The organism is Streptomyces sp. WMMB 322 (assembly GCF_900090145.1).
Classification (GTDB): Bacteria; Actinomycetota; Actinomycetes; order Streptomycetales; family Streptomycetaceae; genus Streptomyces.
Genome location: NZ_FMHI01000022.1, coordinates 126489 through 141895, shown reverse-complemented (window position 1 = coordinate 141895; position 15407 = coordinate 126489). Strand labels below are relative to the sequence as shown.

The 15407-nt window shown below is 69.1% G+C and carries 14 protein-coding genes and 2 pseudogenes; 10 read left to right on the top strand and 6 right to left on the bottom strand.

Going from position 1 to position 15407, the window contains the following annotated elements; translation table 11 throughout:
• Positions 1-368 precede the first annotated feature (368 nt).
• The 4 genes and pseudogenes from H180DRAFT_RS30860 to H180DRAFT_RS26650 all read left to right on the top strand — a co-directional run.
• Positions 369-615, top strand: a pseudogene (locus H180DRAFT_RS30860) (hypothetical protein); the annotation flags it as partial.
• A gap of 618 nt (positions 616-1233) precedes the next feature.
• Positions 1234-1728: a MarR family winged helix-turn-helix transcriptional regulator gene (locus tag H180DRAFT_RS26660; RefSeq protein ID WP_254666197.1), complete on the top strand. Its 495-nt coding sequence runs from the start codon at positions 1234-1236 to the stop codon at positions 1726-1728.
• A 62-nt stretch (positions 1729-1790) separates the two neighbouring features.
• Complete coding sequence (locus tag H180DRAFT_RS26655; protein ID WP_055488697.1) at positions 1791-2720, top strand: Bcr/CflA family efflux MFS transporter; 930 nt, start codon at positions 1791-1793, stop codon at positions 2718-2720.
• Between the two features lie 111 nt (positions 2721-2831).
• Positions 2832-4082 carry an MFS transporter gene (locus H180DRAFT_RS26650; protein ID WP_055488696.1) on the top strand — a complete coding sequence of 417 codons (1251 nt, stop codon included), beginning with the start codon at positions 2832-2834 and terminating at the stop codon, positions 4080-4082.
• Between the two features lie 56 nt (positions 4083-4138).
• Here the strand turns inward: H180DRAFT_RS26650 and istB are convergent, their stop codons facing one another.
• Both istB and istA read right to left on the bottom strand, forming a co-directional pair.
• Entirely contained in the window at positions 4139-4936 is a 798-nt protein-coding gene (gene istB / locus H180DRAFT_RS26645; RefSeq protein WP_055488695.1) for an IS21-like element helper ATPase IstB, read from the bottom strand.
• Positions 4933-6573 (bottom strand): IS21 family transposase, encoded by a 1641-nt coding sequence (gene istA / locus H180DRAFT_RS26640; protein ID WP_199822526.1) that lies wholly within the window; start codon positions 6571-6573, stop codon positions 4933-4935. The genes istB and istA overlap by 4 nt, the downstream gene beginning before the upstream one ends.
• Before the next feature lie 142 nt (positions 6574-6715).
• On the opposite strand from istA, the gene H180DRAFT_RS26635 reads away from it, so the two are divergent.
• A complete protein-coding gene (locus tag H180DRAFT_RS26635; RefSeq protein ID WP_055488693.1) occupies positions 6716-7048 on the top strand; it encodes an MFS transporter in 333 nt (110 codons plus the stop codon).
• Between the two features lie 213 nt (positions 7049-7261).
• Here the strand turns inward: H180DRAFT_RS26635 and H180DRAFT_RS30985 are convergent, their stop codons facing one another.
• From H180DRAFT_RS30985 to H180DRAFT_RS26620, 3 genes are all read right to left on the bottom strand, one after another.
• Positions 7262-7471 carry a hypothetical protein gene (locus H180DRAFT_RS30985; protein ID WP_074467018.1) on the bottom strand — a complete coding sequence of 70 codons (210 nt, stop codon included), beginning with the start codon at positions 7469-7471 and terminating at the stop codon, positions 7262-7264.
• A gap of 1002 nt (positions 7472-8473) precedes the next feature.
• Positions 8474-8953, bottom strand: a complete 480-nt coding sequence (locus H180DRAFT_RS30675) for an Lrp/AsnC family transcriptional regulator (protein ID WP_055488692.1) — start codon at positions 8951-8953, stop codon at positions 8474-8476.
• 625 nt (positions 8954-9578) lie between these two features.
• Positions 9579-10109, bottom strand: coding sequence for a GNAT family N-acetyltransferase (locus H180DRAFT_RS26620; protein ID WP_055488691.1), 531 nt, complete (start codon positions 10107-10109; stop codon positions 9579-9581).
• A 991-nt stretch (positions 10110-11100) separates the two neighbouring features.
• Here H180DRAFT_RS26620 and H180DRAFT_RS26615 point away from each other — a divergent pair.
• From H180DRAFT_RS26615 to H180DRAFT_RS26605, 3 genes are all read left to right on the top strand, one after another.
• Positions 11101-11706: a dihydrofolate reductase family protein gene (locus tag H180DRAFT_RS26615; protein WP_055488690.1), complete on the top strand. Its 606-nt coding sequence runs from the start codon at positions 11101-11103 to the stop codon at positions 11704-11706.
• A gap of 307 nt (positions 11707-12013) precedes the next feature.
• Positions 12014-12475 (top strand): SRPBCC family protein, encoded by a 462-nt coding sequence (locus H180DRAFT_RS26610; RefSeq protein ID WP_368073148.1) that lies wholly within the window; start codon positions 12014-12016, stop codon positions 12473-12475.
• A 43-nt stretch (positions 12476-12518) separates the two neighbouring features.
• A complete protein-coding gene (locus H180DRAFT_RS26605) occupies positions 12519-12701 on the top strand; it encodes an MBL fold metallo-hydrolase (RefSeq protein ID WP_055488688.1) in 183 nt (60 codons plus the stop codon).
• A gap of 23 nt (positions 12702-12724) precedes the next feature.
• Here the strand turns inward: H180DRAFT_RS26605 and H180DRAFT_RS26600 are convergent, their stop codons facing one another.
• Positions 12725-13246 carry a class I SAM-dependent methyltransferase gene (locus H180DRAFT_RS26600; RefSeq protein ID WP_055488687.1) on the bottom strand — a complete coding sequence of 174 codons (522 nt, stop codon included), beginning with the start codon at positions 13244-13246 and terminating at the stop codon, positions 12725-12727.
• A 143-nt stretch (positions 13247-13389) separates the two neighbouring features.
• Here H180DRAFT_RS26600 and H180DRAFT_RS26595 point away from each other — a divergent pair, with 143 nt between their 5' ends.
• Complete coding sequence (locus H180DRAFT_RS26595; protein ID WP_055488686.1) at positions 13390-13656, top strand: MerR family transcriptional regulator; 267 nt, start codon at positions 13390-13392, stop codon at positions 13654-13656.
• Positions 13657-13907: 251 nt separating this feature from the next.
• Positions 13908-15393, top strand: a pseudogene (locus H180DRAFT_RS26585) (FAD-dependent oxidoreductase); the annotation flags it as partial.
• Positions 15394-15407 lie beyond the last annotated feature (14 nt).

Below are 15407 nucleotides of genomic sequence, written 5' to 3'. Positions count from 1 at the left end.
GCCGGGACCGGGCGGCCGGGACCGGGCGGCCGGGACGGCGTTGCATGGTCGATGTCGCGGAAGCACAGCACACGTCAGGTCAGCCGCGGGGCGCTTGGCGAGAGTTCCGGGGCGTGTCCCCGGGCCGAGCGGGCCAAGGCGGCCCGGGCCGGTGTGAGGAGCGCAGCGCGCTGTCAAGCGGCGGCCCGGTGGGGTGTCGGCCGAGCGGTGATGTCGCCACCGCCGGGCGCCCTTGCGAGGTCGTGTTTCTCCTCGCGTGGTCCAGGAGTCGCCGATCGCCGGAGTCCTCGGCGGTCACGAGCAGCAAGTGTGTGCCCCCGGGAGGGGTCTGCTGCCAGGCGGACGCCCTCCAGCTCTTGCCGGGGTGCATGAGGACAAAGACCCGTACTTGCTGCCCTGCCCTTCTGGGCGCAGGGACCGGTTTCCTGCGCATGCTGCGGCTGGCGTCGATCCGCAAAAGAGTTCACCGACATCGCCGACCGGGCGCTGAAGGGGCCGATGACCTATCGGGGCTTCCTTGCCGAGCTGCTGATGGCTGAATGCGACGATCGGGGCCGCCGCCGGTCGGAGCGATGGATCAAGGCGGCGAACTTCCTCCGGGTGAAATCCCTTCGGGCGTCACCTCCCGACGCGGGTCGGCCCAGGGGCTGCGAGGGGTTCGTTCCAGCAGGACGACTGTCGTTGTCGATGGTCACCGGGCTGAACCCCGCAGGCCCGCCAGGAGGCGACGAACGCGGCGAGACACGCGGCCCGGAACTGCCAGGGTCCGTCGCCAGTGGCTGCTGCGGGACGGGCCCGTCCGCGATGACCTGGAGTCTCGCCTCGGTCACCGGCACACCTTCCTCGCACCTGAACGGTCAAGGCAGCACCTGGAGAACCGGGATGCCACCGCGGGGACCAACCAGGGCCGCAGGAACGGGATACGGCCAGGTGGCCGCAGCGCCCGCGTGAGGGAAGACGTGCCGGCCCCGGAGGGCTGGACCAAAAACCTTCACCGACCTCCGCCTCTGCGCAGCCAGTCGACCGCCTCACCTTCAACGGCAGGCGTCATCGAAACCGGCACCGACTCCTACCGCCTGGCCGGCACCCGCGAACGAGTCGGGGAACCCGCTGCGGCTGGTTGACCGCCGCAGCACTCAATAGGACTCGAACACTTATTACTTTCCTCGCTGTTGAGCATCTTGCTTGAGTTTTGCGAAGTGTTAGCTTCGTAGTGTGGGTGATTCAGGCGGAGTGAACGAGACTGCGGAGATGCTGCGTTGGGGGGTCTCACGCCTGGCCTCCCGGCTGCGGGCCGAGCAGTCGGGAAGCGGGCCGGGACTGTCTCGTCTTGCCGTCTCGGTGCTGGCGAACCTGCGACACGACGGCCCGCTGACCCCGACGGCGCTGGCTGCCATCGAGGGACTGCAGCCGCAGTCATTGACTCGTGTACTCAACGACCTGGCGGAGCAGGGCCGGATCGTACGCTCGCCCAGTCGGCGAGATGGGCGCAGCAGCGACGTCGACATCACCGAGGCCGGTCACGAGGCGCTGCGCGCGCATGTGACGGACGGCAACGCCTGGCTGGCTACAGCTCTGCATCAGACTCTCACGCCCGCTGAACGCGATATTGTGCGCATCGCTGCCGGACTGTTGCAGCAACTGGCCGCGTCAGGCGGAGATGCAGGCGGCACAGGCGTGATCGACGGGGTGGCCGCAAGCGGTCCCGGGGCGGCACCACCGCTATGACAGCCGGGCATACGGGGGCGCACCGCTCCCGCCTCAACCGCTCGAGACAAGACCGGGGCGGCGTGCGCCTGCTCGTGGTGCTGGCAGGCTTGAGCGCAGCCAGCCCTCTTGCCACCGACATGTATGTGCCCGCTCTTCCGGAAGTAGCACGCTCCCTCCAGACCGACAGCGCCGGCGCCCAGGTCTCCTTGACGGGCTTTCTCATCGGCATCATCGTGGGCCAGTTCGTCCTGGGACCGCTCAGCGACGCCGTCGGCAGGCGCCCCGTAGTGCTGGGCGGGACGTTGCTGTTCGCGGTCTTCTCCGTACTCTGCGGCTTGGCTCCCACCGCAGTGGTCCTGGACGCCGCACGCGTGGGTCAAGGCATCGCAGGCGCGGCGGGAATCGTCGTGGCCCGTGCGGTGATGACTGATGTCTTCAGCGGTATGCAACTCGCCAAGAAGATCGCCGCGTTGGGTGCCATCACCGCCCTGGGCCCAGTGGCGGCGCCTGTGTTCGGCGGAGCGGTTCTTGCTGTGACCTCGTGGCGCGTCGTCTTCTTCCTCCTTGCCCTTGCGGGCCTGGCGCTCCTGGTGGGAGTGCTGCGGTGGGTGCCGGAGTCTCTTCCACGACATGACCGGACATCCGGGGGCATGGCCGGCGGTCTCCGGGCCGTCGGCCGGGTGGCCAAGCGGCGTTCGGTGCTGGCGCCGGTGCTTTCGCTGGCCTTCGGGAGCGCGGCCGTCTTCGCCTGCATCGCAGGTACCTCGTTCGTCTTTCAGGACATCTACCATCAGACCCCCGGGGTCTCCAGCCTGGTCTACGGTCTCAACGCCGTGGGCAACATGGCCGGGAGCCTGGCCTGCGGCCGGCTCGTATCCCGCTGGCGCGCGGAGACGTTGCAGACCGCCTCAGGCGCCGTCGCGCTGAGGCGGATCGATGCTCATGCTCGGTGTGCAGACGACGATTGGCTTCGTTCACTTCAAGCGACGGCGTTTGTGCATCGGTTCTGACGGCAGTTGCAGATCTTGAGGCTGCTGGATGTTCACGGGAAATGACGGCGCGTTGGCGTTAGGACGTGTTCTCGAACTCGTAGCTGCCGTCGTGTAGCTTCAGGTCTCCGCGTGCAGCTGACTGCCATGCGACTGGGGGCGGGTGTGATAGCGGTCTTGGCCGGGGGGCTAGGCGCGCCTTTCTGGCGCTTCTGGGCGTCGGCGTCGGCGGCGAACGTGGCCGATGGGATCCGTGCCGGGGCATTCCCGCTGATTGCTGCCGCTCTCACCGACAGCCCGTTCGGTGTCGCCTTGGTGGCGGCCTGTCAGCAGGGAGCGTGGCTGGTTTTCGGGCTCGGGGCAGGTCTGGTGGCGGATCGGCGCTCGCCAGCTCGGATCGTTGCTCTCGCCGATGTGGTGCGTGTCGTCACGCTGGCAGCCTTGCTCACGGTGTTGGCGCTGGATACGGCGAGCATCGCGATGCTGGCGGGTGCGGCGTTGGTGATGGGAGCTGCTGAGACCTTCCGTGACACCAGCGCTCACCGCATCCTCCCCGGCCTCGTGGCCGACAAGCAGCTGGAGAGCGCCAACGGGAAGCTGTTCAGCACCGAGATCGTCGGCAATGAATTCGTCGGACCGCTCATTGGTGCCGCCCTGTTCAGTGTGGCGCTGTTGGTGCCCGTCGCGGTCGACGCTGCGGTGCTGGTGACCGCCGTGATGCTGATCCTGACGCTGCCTCGTGCCGCCACCGCTGGTGTGGCTGGAGACGGTCTGCCAACTGAGCACGGACGGCTACGCGCTGAGTTACTGGTCGGGGCGCGCTGGCTGTTGCGGCACCGGAGGCAGCGGGCGGTCAGCTGTGCCGGCGCGGTGGTCTGTTTTGCGGACGCAGGGTGGTGGTCGGTGCTGGTCCTCTACAGCGATCGCACTCTGGGGGTGCCGGCTGCGGCTTTCGGGGCACTGCTAGCCGCAGGGGCTGTGGGGGGCCTGCTGGGAGCGCTCGGCGCCGAACGTTTGGCTGACCGTTTCGCCGTGCGTACGCTTCTAGCTGCTTCCGGGCTGGCCACAGGCTTGCCGGCTGTCGCGATCGCGGTCACCGATAATGCCTACGTTGCAGGAAGCTTGCTGGCCCTGAGCAGCGCGGGCTTCGCGGTGTGGAACGTTGTCGCCCTGTCCACGCGGCAGCGGGAGACACCCCGCGCGGTTCTCGGCCGGGTCACAGCCGTGCACCGGATCGCGCTCTACGGAAGCGGCATGGTCGGAGCATTGACCGGCGGATGGGCCGCCTCCACGGTAGCGCTCACCGCGCCGTTCTATGTGGCAGGTCTGCTCGCTCTACTCGCCGCTTGCGGATTGCTGTTGCTGCTTCCGCAGCAGGGCTGAACTGTTCGGGGAGACGCTCTTGGTGCCCGCGGCATGGGTGATTGAGGCTGGTGTGGTCAGCCGACTTTGGTTGGTTCTTCGGCGCGTTTGCGGGAGTTGGCGAGGCGGTAGGAGTCGGTGCCGGTTTCGATGATGGTGCCGTTGAAGGTGAGGCGGTCGACGATGGCCGCGCAGAGGCGGGGGTCGGTGAAGGTCTTGGTCCAGCCGCCGAAGGACTCGTTGGAGGCGATGGCGACGCTGTTCTTCTCCTCGCGTTCGGTCAGGACTTGGAAGAGGAGTTCGGCGCCGTGCTTGTCGAGTTCCATGTAGCCGAGTTCGTCGATGCAGAGCAGGTCGACGCGGCCGTAGCGGGCGATGGTCTTGTTCAGCTGCTTCTCGTCCGCAGCTTCGACCAGCTCATTTACCAGCTTGGTGGCGAGTGTGTAGCGCACTCGGTAGCCCTTCATGGCTGCCTCGGTGCCGAGCGCGATGAGCATGTGGGACTTGCCGGTGCCGGAGTCGCCGATCAGGCACAGCGGTTGCCCGTTCTTGATCCAGTCGCAGCCGGCAAGGGTATGGACGGTGGCGGCGTCGATGTTGGGGTTGGCGTCGAAGTCGAAGGCCCGTAGGGACTTCTCGCGGGGGAAGTGGGCTGCTTTGATCCGCCGTTCGGAGCGTCGGCGGGCACGGTCGTCGCATTCGGCCATCAGCAGCTCGGCGAGGAACCCGCGGTAGGTCATCTGCTCTTTCATCGCCCGGTCGGCGATGTCGGAGAACTCATGCCGGATCGACGGTAGCCGCAGCATGCGGCAGGAGGTGTCGATGGCGGCGTCGGCGGCCTGTTCGGTCAAGCCGCGCTGGCGGGGGACGGTCACTGTGCTTCTCCCTGTGGATGGGCGCCGATGCTGGTGCGGCGGCGTCGGAGCAACTGGTCGTAGGCGGCCACCGACGGCAGTGGCCGGGTGTCGGGCGGAAGGTGAGCCAGCCGCCACTCGTGCAGGAATGTCACCGTCGCTGTCGGCTGTCCCGGTGAGGTCCGGGCCGTTGGAACGTGGGCTGCTGGTTCGTTTTCGGTCTGGGCGGCCTTGCGGGCCTCCAGCGCGACCGCATCGGCAGTCAGGGCTCCGGACCGCAAGGCGGCGGCAAGGCCCGCGACCAGGTGTTCATGCGGGATGTGCCGGCCCAGCAGCAGAACCTCGATCAGCGCTCGGGTGCCTTCGCGTTCGCCGTGGATCTTGCGGGCTTGTGCCCACCAGGCGTCGTGGACGGGGGTGAACTTGCCCGCGGAGCGGGCCTGTTCCAGCGCGGTCGCGCCGGGGAAGGCGCCCGGTTTGCGGACCAGGGCTTCCAGGTAGTGGTCCAGCTCCAGGCGGCAGCTGCCCTTGGCGATGAGCCGCTCGTGCCGGGCCACTTCCACGTTCTGGTCGTAGACCACCAGGTGGGAGGCGTGCAGCACCACGCGGACGCGTTTACCGATCAGCCTCACAGGCACGGAATAGCGGTTTGTGCGGACCGCGATCTGGCCGTAGCGGTCGACCCGCGGGGTGAAGGTCCGGCCGGTCTCGAACGGCTCATGCGGCAGGGGCCTCAGCAGTGCTTGCTCGTCGGCGAAGTACTCATCGATGGTCCGCGGCCGGGACCCGATCCGGCGCCTGCCGTCGTGCAGGTCCCACTGCTCGACCATCTCGTTCAGCTCCGCCAGTGATCCGACTTCCGGGACCGGGGTGAAGTGGTTGCGCCGGAAGTAGCCGATCTGCCCCTCCACGCCTCCCTTCTCGTGGGCGCCCTCGACGCCGGGGCGGCAGTAGAAACTCTCGATGCCGAAGTGGGACTTGAACGCGATCCACCGGTCGGTCTCCACCCTCGCCCGGTTCAGGCCCAGTACCTGGGCGACGGCGGCCTTGAGGTTGTCGTAGCGGACCTTGCTCCGCGGAACACCGCCCAGCGTCCGCAGGGCGTGCACGTGGCCTTCGAAGAAGGCTTCCTGGCCGCAGGAAGCGAACACGCGGTGGATGGCCTTGCCTGAGTAGGACAGGCGGAAGGAGAAGAGGTAGCAGGTGACCAGCTCGCCGGCGAGCCGCACGGTCACGTCGCCGAAGTCGACTTCGGCCTCCATACCGGGCTGGTGCGTCTGCGGTACGAACGCTTCCACCGGGACCTTGCCCGACGCCGCGAGGATCTGCGGCTTCCGGTCGGCGACGTAGCGCCGGACCATCGGATACGAGACTTCGGCACCGTGCTCTTCGATCAGCCGGTGGAAGATCCGCGTGATCGTATGCCGCTGCTTGCGTGGCGCGTCCAGGTCCGATCGCAGGATCTCGTCGATCACCGGCTTGTAGGGATCGAGGGCAGTCGCCCGGCGCGGAAGCTTCTTCCGCGGCTCCGGCCAGGCTGAGTTGACGGCCTTCCGCACCGTCCGCCAGGTCACGCAGTACTTGCGCTCCAAGGCCCGGATCGACAGTCCGTCCCGATGGTCACGTCGGATAGCCGCGTACAGCTCGACCTTCGACATATGCGGCATGACCAGGACCTTTCACCCAGGAACACCACGATGCTGTCCTGGCAAGCCCTCAACTGCCTTCAAAACTCGTGAACATCACCCGACCGTGAATCGGGGTGCCTCCCAAACCCGTGAACAACTGACGTCACGACACGTGAACAAGGCCACGACGATCGGCAGCAGCCTGTTGATCACATGGGCTTGTCTGTTCGTCACGGTCACGGCATTCGGTGTTTTCTTTCCCGCCGTCACCACGGTGGCGCAGAGCCGAGGCCGCGACGCTCCTGGGGCGACATCCGCTCTGCTCGGCAGCGGGCAGTTCACCCTGGGCGCGGCAGCTTCGCCGGCGGTCGGGCTCTTCGGTACCCACAGCCCGGCCCCCATGGCGGCCGTGATGACCGTGTGCCTCGGACTGGCGGTCATCGCCGGCCTCTCCCGCCTGTCACACTCCAACCGGTTCAAGAGCTGCAGCGGACAGGCCAGTTGATCTGTGCCGCTGTCGATCCGCAGAGCGAGGTCCATCCGGCCGACCGCGCCGGTTCCAGGCGCATCAGCCTCATGGCGAGTGCTCCTCTCCTCCGCCATCGGCAGGGCCACTCCTGGTCACCGGCGACCTTGGTCCCCCCGAGCCGCTGCCGTCATTCCCGTCGGCATCGGCCAGCCGGCTGATCACCACCTGCCTCCGGAAGGCCCTCGACCATCACTGTCCGAAGAGATCAACGAAGCCACTCCCACCCACCACCACAACCACGACCGCAACCACAACCACGACCGCAGCCGCAGCCGCAGCCGGGCGCATCGCAGCCGGGCGCATCCCGGCCGGGTTCAGGAGCCGGTCGTTGCAGTGGGTGGGGCCGATACGGGCGTCGTCGGGAGCGGTGAGGACGCCGTTGCGGACGGCGCCGAACATCCCGGCACTCTCCTCTCGTCCGTGACGGCAGACGCCCCTCCCCCTTGGCCGCCAGGGCGATCCGGCCGGGTCCATCACGGGGGGCAGGCGCCGGGGCCGGCGAGACCCAGGACGCCGCCGAGGGGTGCGCCGGCGGCGGCACCGGCGACGGTGGCGGCGGCATCCGCGGCCGCCGGCGGCTGCAGCCGCGGACAGGGCAGCCCCACGGTCCCCCCTCGGTGGTCCAGAACAAGATCGCGTCGATGAACTCCATGAACTGCCTCGCCCGATGACCGAGTACGGGATGCCTCCGGCCTCGAGGAGGTCTTCCTGCAGCACCTTCGCCCGGAAGCAACCCAGCCGGGCGAAGACGGTCCGCTCCGACGATGAAGAGGATCACGAAGTGGCCCGCGCCCGAGCGGCGGCCGGCAGTGAGCAGGGTGTCCATCGAGGTCTGGAAGAAAGCCAGTGAGGCCTCATCGAAGGCCGGTTGAGTCCGCCACGCCGACGGCCGCTTCGGCCTCGGCGAGGGCGAGGGGCACGCCGGCGCCCGTGATGACCTCGACGCCCGTGGAAGGGAATGCGGGAGGGCTTCATGCCCGGCCACATGCTCCAGGTGCTCCACGACCTGCGATCCGATCAGTGCTGTTCCGCCGAGCGATCCCCGTCTGCCGCCCTCCCCCGCCGGCCCCGGACACCCGCGTGTCATGCGGATCCTCCATGCGGACATCCACCGTGCCTGCAGGCACGGGGCACCTGGTGACCGACACGGCAGAGGTCCGCGGCACGATGCCACGGCTGCGAGGTCAGCACGAGCCTCGCCCAGGGGCCGGACGCACCCCCGGCCCACAGCTCGCGGCACCCCCCTCGGCCGCCCGTCAGTCTCCACGGACCCGATGACACCGAAGGGGCCCGATGACACCGAGGGCCTGGTGACCCGGCCAAGGTACCGGCCAAGGCACCGCGTGCGGCCGGCAGCTGCCCCGCCGGCCTGCACCCGAGCATCGTGGCCGCTCCGGGTCCTCACTCCTCGGCGGTCCGCCGCAGCAGCGGCGTGAGGCGGTGACGGACCAGTTCACGCATCACCAGTGCGGTGCTCGTGCGCTCCACCCCCGGCGCCGCGAGAACACGCCCCGCGATGCGGTACAGGTCCTCCGCATCCCTGGCGACGACCCGCACCAGCAGATCGCTCTCACCACTGAGCCCCTCCACCTCGACGACCTCCGGGATGCGGGCCAGCGCGCCGGCGACCTCCTCCAGCCTGCGCTGGGTCACACGCGTGGTGATGACGGCCCACAGCGGGTAGCCCAGGGCCGCCGGGTCGATGCACCGCTCGAAGGAGCGCAGAGCGCCCCGGCGCTGAAGCTTCCCGAGTCGGGCCTGCACGGTGTTACGGGAGAGCCCCAGACGCGCAGCCAGAGCGGCCACGGGCGCACGGGGCTCGTCGGTGAGCGCGAGCAGCAGCCTCGCATCGAGGGTGTCCAGGGGCTCCTCGCCTGTCACTGTGCATGACCTCGCTGTCGCGGCCGGCCCGCCCCCGGGTGAGCAGATCGCTGTGCTCACCCGGGCGGCGACTGTGCGGTCATCGTCGCCCCGACATCCCCCTGACGCAATCTGCTGAACAGCGCACCGAGTCGGAACGGCCGCCCCGCGCCCGCCTCCACCCCCACCACGAATGGAGCCCCGCACGCCACCGCCACACCCGAAAAGAACCCGCCCCCGCACACCGGCCACGACGAACTCCCCGCAACCGGTAACCGTGCACATCAAGACGCCCCGGCAGCGCGAAGAGATCCCCGCGTCCCCCACGCCCGCACGGCGCCCACGCAATCCACCGACCGCATGCCGCACCACACGGCCCCGGCCCCGCCCCCGGGCGCCGCAGCCACCGCCCGCCCGACAGCCATCGCCACCCGGAACCAAGAACAGGGAACAGGAAACCGGGAGCAGGGAGCAGGAAACCGGGAACAGGGAGCAGGGAGCATCGGCATCGAAGTCGTGGCCGCGCGCGCAGCGTCCGTTGCGGATCATCGCAACGCGCCGGGCAGCAGGCCGCCGCCGGCTGGCCTTCACCCCGCCCCCGGTCGGAACCCCGTTGGCCGGCAAGAACATGGCAGTGGCGAGTACGTCAGGCCGAGGCCGGGTTGTCCACGGAGTACACCGTGACCGGCTTGCCGAAGAGCATCTCCTCACGCAAAGGGGTGAAGCCGAGCCGCTCTGCCACCCGCACCGAGGCAGTGTTCCGGGGATGGATCATGGAGGTGAAGTACTCCGCGTCCAAAGCCGCGAACCCCCACTCCAGACATGCGCGGGCGGCCTCGGTCGCAAGCCCGAGGCCCCATGCCTCGGGCTTGAGTATCCAGCCGAGTTCGACCTCGTCGAAGATCTCCCAGTAGTTCAGCCCGACCCGGCCGATGAACTCACCACTGGACCTCAGCTCGACCGCACACAGCCCGTGACCACGCTCCGCCCACTGCTGCTCGACCAAGGCCAGCCGGGCCGAGGCCTGTTCGTGCGAGTAGGCGGGGACGAACCGGTTCACCCGCTCATCCCCGTGGAGCGCAACGAGCGCATCAACGTCCCCGCCCCGAAGAGGCCTCAGCAACAGCCGGTCAGTCCCGATCACCCACCCAGCCTGTCCACCCGACCGCCGGCACATTCAACGACCCCACCCCCAAGGAGCCGGCCGCCGGCTTCGTCACCGGCACCGTCAACAGGTTCAACCGACCACGCTCATCCCGGGACTCACGCCACAACGGCCGCCACCAGTCATGTCCCGCCGATAAGCGTCGCCCAGCGACAGGCCACGGCACCGGACCTCCTCCACCACCGTGTTCGCTCCACACCACGCAACCCGCACAGCCCGTTGCCGTACCTGCCCGCCTTTGCGGACTTCCTTCCCCCACCCGCCCATCCATGTCTCCATTCCCCCACCGGCAGTGCACGCCGACAGTGCACGCCGCACAAAAAAGAGGGGGCGGCCGGGCAGCATTCGGCCGCCGGCTCCACAGAGCCCCGGCGGTTCCGGAACAGGTGTGCCGGACACACCAGCGGACCCGCCGGGCAGTTCAGCAATGCCCGGCATGGTCCCCGCAGTGCCCGAGCGCCGGCCGGTGCGTTCCGCGAGAACACCGAACACGATGACGACGAACAGACCGGAGCGTTGCCCGGATCCCGCCGTTCACCCCGCAGACCAAGGCACCGGGATGCGCGGCGCAGCGCCACCCTGCCACGCAAGAACCCCGGCCTCGAGGGGCGCAGCACCCGGTGCGCTTCCCCTACGCCTGCCCGTCAGGCCCGCAGCCGCACGACGCGACCGTGGACGCACACGGGACGATCGGCGCCTGCACTCCAGTTGCGGGAGAGGCCGAGGTGCTGGGCCAGGGCGGCCACGGGTACGCGGGGCTCGTCGGTGAGCGCGAGCAGCAGCTTCGCGTCGGGGATGTCAGGGGGCCTCGCTTGTCACTGTGCTCTTGACCTTGCTGTCGCGGTGGGTCCGCCCGGTGAGCGGACTGCCGGCTCTTCACGATCGAGGGTGTAGTCGGGGTTTCCGATCCAGGGCCGATCTGTGATCGAAAGAACCGGCGGATTCGATGAGTTCGTGGTCCGCGGCCGGTCCAAGCTCGTGAAACCCGAGGAAGGACACCGCCATGTCAGAGCTTCTCGTCGACTTCATCACCTCCCTCGACGGCTACGCATCGGGAGAGGGGTGGCCCGGGTTCTGGGGCCTGGAGGGCCCGGAGTACCTCGCTTGGCTCGGCGAGCAGCCCGAGGTCACCTACCTCATGGGCTCGAACACCTACCGCCTGATGTCAGGCTTCGCCGCCGGCGAGGTCCCGGAGGGCCAAGACGAGTTCAGCGCCGAAGAAGAGGCGTCCGTCGACGAGCTCACGCAAGCGTCCAAGGTGGTCTTCTCCTCCTCGCTCGAGGAGCCACTGACGTGGGCCAACTCCACGCTCGTACGGAATGACGCCGTCGAGACGGTCCGCGCCATGAAGGAGAACGGCTCGGGGCTCCTCAGCACGATCGGCAGCCTCAGCCTGTGCCGGTGCCTGCTGCGGGCCGGACTCGTCGACCGCTTCCGGGTCGGGATGTTCCCGGTGATCACCGGGGCCACGGGCGCGGAACGGATCTACGACGGCTACCCGGACGTCGCCCTCGAGATGATCGAGCACCGGACCTTCGACGGCCGCATCCAGCTGGTCGAGTACAAGCCACGCGTGCTCGAGCATCCGCCGCTCGGCGCCCCTGCGTGACATCGCTCCGTCCGCAGGTGTCGAACGCCACCGGGCGGCCGCCCCTTCCAACTGGTCGAACCGATCGCGGTCTCACGTACCTGGCGCCTGAACCGGCCACAGCAGTGATGGCGCTGGGCGCCGGGACGATGTGGGACGCCTGCCTCGTGCCCGGAGCGAGGGTCGGGCCCTCTGCGCCGCGGTGCGGACGCTGCCCGTGCCCACCGAGCCGCTGGCGCGGCTCTGGCACGGGGCCCATCTGCTGTGCAACGCGGCTGAGGCCCGCATGCCGTCGCCACACCGGAACGGGCCCGCAGCACCGACTACGATGAGGCCCGTGCGACCGGTCATTGTGCACATCGAGGTGCCCCAGCCGCCAGAAGAGGTCTACGACGTCCTGGACGTCCTTGCGGCGCACGAGGAGTTCACCGACCACATGCTGCGCCAGTGGCACTACTCCGGCCCCGCCCGCGGTGTCGGCGCCGCGGCCCGCGTCACCGCCGTCGTCGCCGGCCGCAGCGAGAGCATCGATATCGAAGTAGTCGCGGCGCAGCGCCCGTTGGGGATCACTGAGCGCAACACCGGCGCCGGCGGACGGCGAGTGGCGACCGGCACGTATCTCCTCAACGAGATTCCAGGCGGCGGCACCCGGATCTTCTTCACCTACTCCTGGCAGACTGCGCCCCTGAGTGAACGGCTGACCGCTCCCCTGGTCAGGTGGCTGCTGCGGCGCGCCAACCAGAAGGCCCTCCGACGCCTGGCCGGCCTGCTCGACAACAGCACGCAGTAAGCCGGGGGCGCGCGGAGCGGCACACAGGACAGAGCCGGCAGGCATGCGGGGCACGGTCGTGGGCAGCGCTGCCTTCGGTTCCGGTGGGCGCTTCCAGACGTGCACCGCCCTCGGACCCGACGACGCCCAGGTGGCCTCACACACGCTCATCGACTGCAGCGCCACCGGCGCCGTCGCGCTCAAGCAGCAGGTCCAGCGGCACGGCCGGGGCGAGAAGTGCACCTGAACCAACCATGCGGATCCGGGAGTTCATCGCACCGCGGTGAAAGCGACCAGGTTGCTCAGCTGGCTGCGTCCCACCTCGCAGAACACACCGGCCAGCGCCCCCTCGATACGGTCCAGCTGCTCCTTTGGCAGACGCAGGCTGCGTGCGATGCGGCCCGGTGAGCTGCCGCCGTGCCAGGCGATGACCGCCGGCCCTCCCGGACGCAGCACACGGTGCACCTCCCGCACTCCGGTCTCCAGGTCGGGCCACAGGGCGATGTTGTTGACGCACACGAGGCGGTCGGCGCTGCGCCCGGCCTCGCCGGTGTCCTGCGCCGTGCCCAGGCCGAGGGCGACCCGCCCCTGACGTACGGCCGCCCGGCTGGTCCGGGTCGCAGCCCGGCGCATCCCGGGTGTCGGGTCGAGGCCGCGGATTGCAGCGGCGCCGGTGCGGGCGGCGAGCAGGCGTACCAGGGCGCCCGGCCCGTACCCGATCTCCAGCACGGCGTGGCCGGGCCGCACCTCGAGCAGTTCCAGCACCTCGTCCTGGTTGCTGGTCCACAGCATGAACCTGCCGGCCAGGCGCCCCAGGACGCCGGCGGGGCGGGCGAAGGGGCGAGGTGACGGGCCGGTCGAAAGCCCAGGCGTGTGCGTCGTTGTCCACGACGTCACCCTGGCGCTTGAAGTCGGCTTGAAGTCACATGACGCCCATGGAACTCGTGGAAATCGGCGAAGCGGCCCGGAGGGTCGGCGTGGCCACCTCGGCGCTGCGCTCCTACCAGGAGCGGAGCATCGTAACGCCGGCCGCCCGGCACGGGGGCCGGCGCATCTACGGCCCGAGGGAGTTGCAGATGCCGGCATTCGTGCAGTTCATGCGGCATCTGGGACTGAGCCCGGAGGACACCCGTGCCGTCCTGCAGGACTCGGGCGACCGGTGGCGTCAGACCGTGAACGAAAACCGTCACCGCGCTGAATGAGCTGATCACGCGGGCCGAGGGGGCGCGGCACTTCCTGCGGCACGCGCTGGAACGCCCGGCTGAACATCCCGTCATGGACTGCCCATTCATGGTCGTAAACCTCAAGCGCAGCCTCGCGGGTGTCTCCCTCGAGGAACTCGCCGCCGAGCATGGTCATGAAGTTCCCTCACCTGGAAAGGGACTCTTCTGGCCGCAGCCGGTGCGGCGCCCTCACACCAGTACAGAAGGAGAGCCCCACAGCCATGCGTGAAATGCGAGCGGATCTCGTCGTCGCCGGCGGGAGCCTGGGGGGTGTGGCAGCAGCACTGGCCGCGTGCCGCCGCGGACACCGGGTCGTGCTGATCGAGGAGACGGACTGGCTGGGAGGCCAGCTCACCTCACAGGCCGTCCCCCCCGACGAGCACCCCTGGATCGAACAGTTCGGCTGCACCGCCTCCTACCGCCGGCTCCGCCAGGACATCCGCTCCTACTACCGCACCTGGTACCCGCTCACCCAACGCGCCCGCACCTGGCGCTCCCTCAACCCGGGCGCCGCACGCGTGTCCGGACTGTCCCACGAACCACGCGTTCGCCCTGGCAGTGATCGAAGCCACACTCGCCCCGCACGTCGCGGCGCAACGCCTGACAGTACTGCTCAACCACCGCGTGACCGCCGCCATACGGGACGGTGACTGGGTCGAAGCACTCCAGGCGACCGGCCCCGACGGCGAAACCGTCACCGCATGCGCCCCGTTCTTCCTCGACGCCACGGAACACGGCGACGTCCTCCCCGCCGCCGGCGCCGAGTACGTCATCGGCGCCGAAAGCGCCGACGAACACGGCGAACCCCACGCACCCGCCACCGCGCAGCCGGCCAACATCCAAAGCTTCACCGTGACCTTCGCCCTCTCCCACCACGACGGAGAAGACCACACCATCGACCGCCCCGCCACCTACGACCACTGGCGCACCTACCGGCCGGACTTCTGGCCAGGCCCCCTCCTGGGCTTCCTCGCCCCCATCCCCAGCACCCTCGAGCCCTGCCAGCGGTGGCTGGACCCCAACCCGCCCGGCGACCCCATCGACCACCTCACCGACCCCGCCCGCGACAACGGCGACCGGGAACTGTGGATGTTCCGCCGCATCCTCGCCGCCGGCCTGCACACCCCCGGCTCCTTCGACTCCGACATCACCCTGGTCAACTGGCCCATGAACGACTACTGGCTCGGCCCCATCACCGAGACCAGCGACCACGACGCAGCCCACCACCTGCACCAGGCACGCCAGCTGAGCCTCTCCCTGCTGTACTGGCTGCAGACCGAAGCACCACGCCCCGACGGCGGCACCGGCCTCCCCGGCCTACGCCTACGCGGCGACGTGACAGGCACAGCCGACGGCCTGGCCAAAGCACCCTACATACGCGAATCCCGCCGCATACGCGCCCTACACACCATCACCGAAAACCACGTCGCAGCCAACATGGCCGGACCCGCCGGCGCCCCCCACCACCACGACTCCGTCGGCATCGGCTCCTACCGCATCGACCTCCACCCCTCCACCAGCGGCGAAAACTACATCGACATCGACAGCGTCCCCTTCCAAATCCCCCTCGGCACCCTCCTCCCCATACGCATGCGCAACCTCCTCCCCGCCTGCAAAAACCCCGGCACCACCCACATCTCCAACGGCTGCCTACGCCTCCACCCCGTCGAATGGAACATCGGCGAAGCAGCCGCCCTCCTAACCGCCTACTGCCTCGAACACCACACCGA

Coding starts and splice junctions, on each gene's coding strand:
- istA (WP_199822526.1), bottom strand. CDS start 6,573: ATGTCGAAGGTCGAGCTGTACGCGGCTATCCGACGTGACCATCGGGAC.
- H180DRAFT_RS30985 (WP_074467018.1), bottom strand. CDS start 7,471: ATGTTCGGCGCCGTCCGCAACGGCGTCCTCACCGCTCCCGACGACGCC.
- H180DRAFT_RS26620 (WP_055488691.1), bottom strand. CDS start 10,109: ATGTGCCGGCGGTCGGGTGGACAGGCTGGGTGGGTGATCGGGACTGAC.
- H180DRAFT_RS26615 (WP_055488690.1), top strand. CDS start 11,101: ATGTCAGAGCTTCTCGTCGACTTCATCACCTCCCTCGACGGCTACGCA.
- H180DRAFT_RS26610 (WP_368073148.1), top strand. CDS start 12,014: ATGAGGCCCGTGCGACCGGTCATTGTGCACATCGAGGTGCCCCAGCCG.
- H180DRAFT_RS26605 (WP_055488688.1), top strand. CDS start 12,519: ATGCGGGGCACGGTCGTGGGCAGCGCTGCCTTCGGTTCCGGTGGGCGC.
- H180DRAFT_RS26600 (WP_055488687.1), bottom strand. CDS start 13,246: ATGCTGTGGACCAGCAACCAGGACGAGGTGCTGGAACTGCTCGAGGTG.
- H180DRAFT_RS26595 (WP_055488686.1), top strand. CDS start 13,390: ATGGAACTCGTGGAAATCGGCGAAGCGGCCCGGAGGGTCGGCGTGGCC.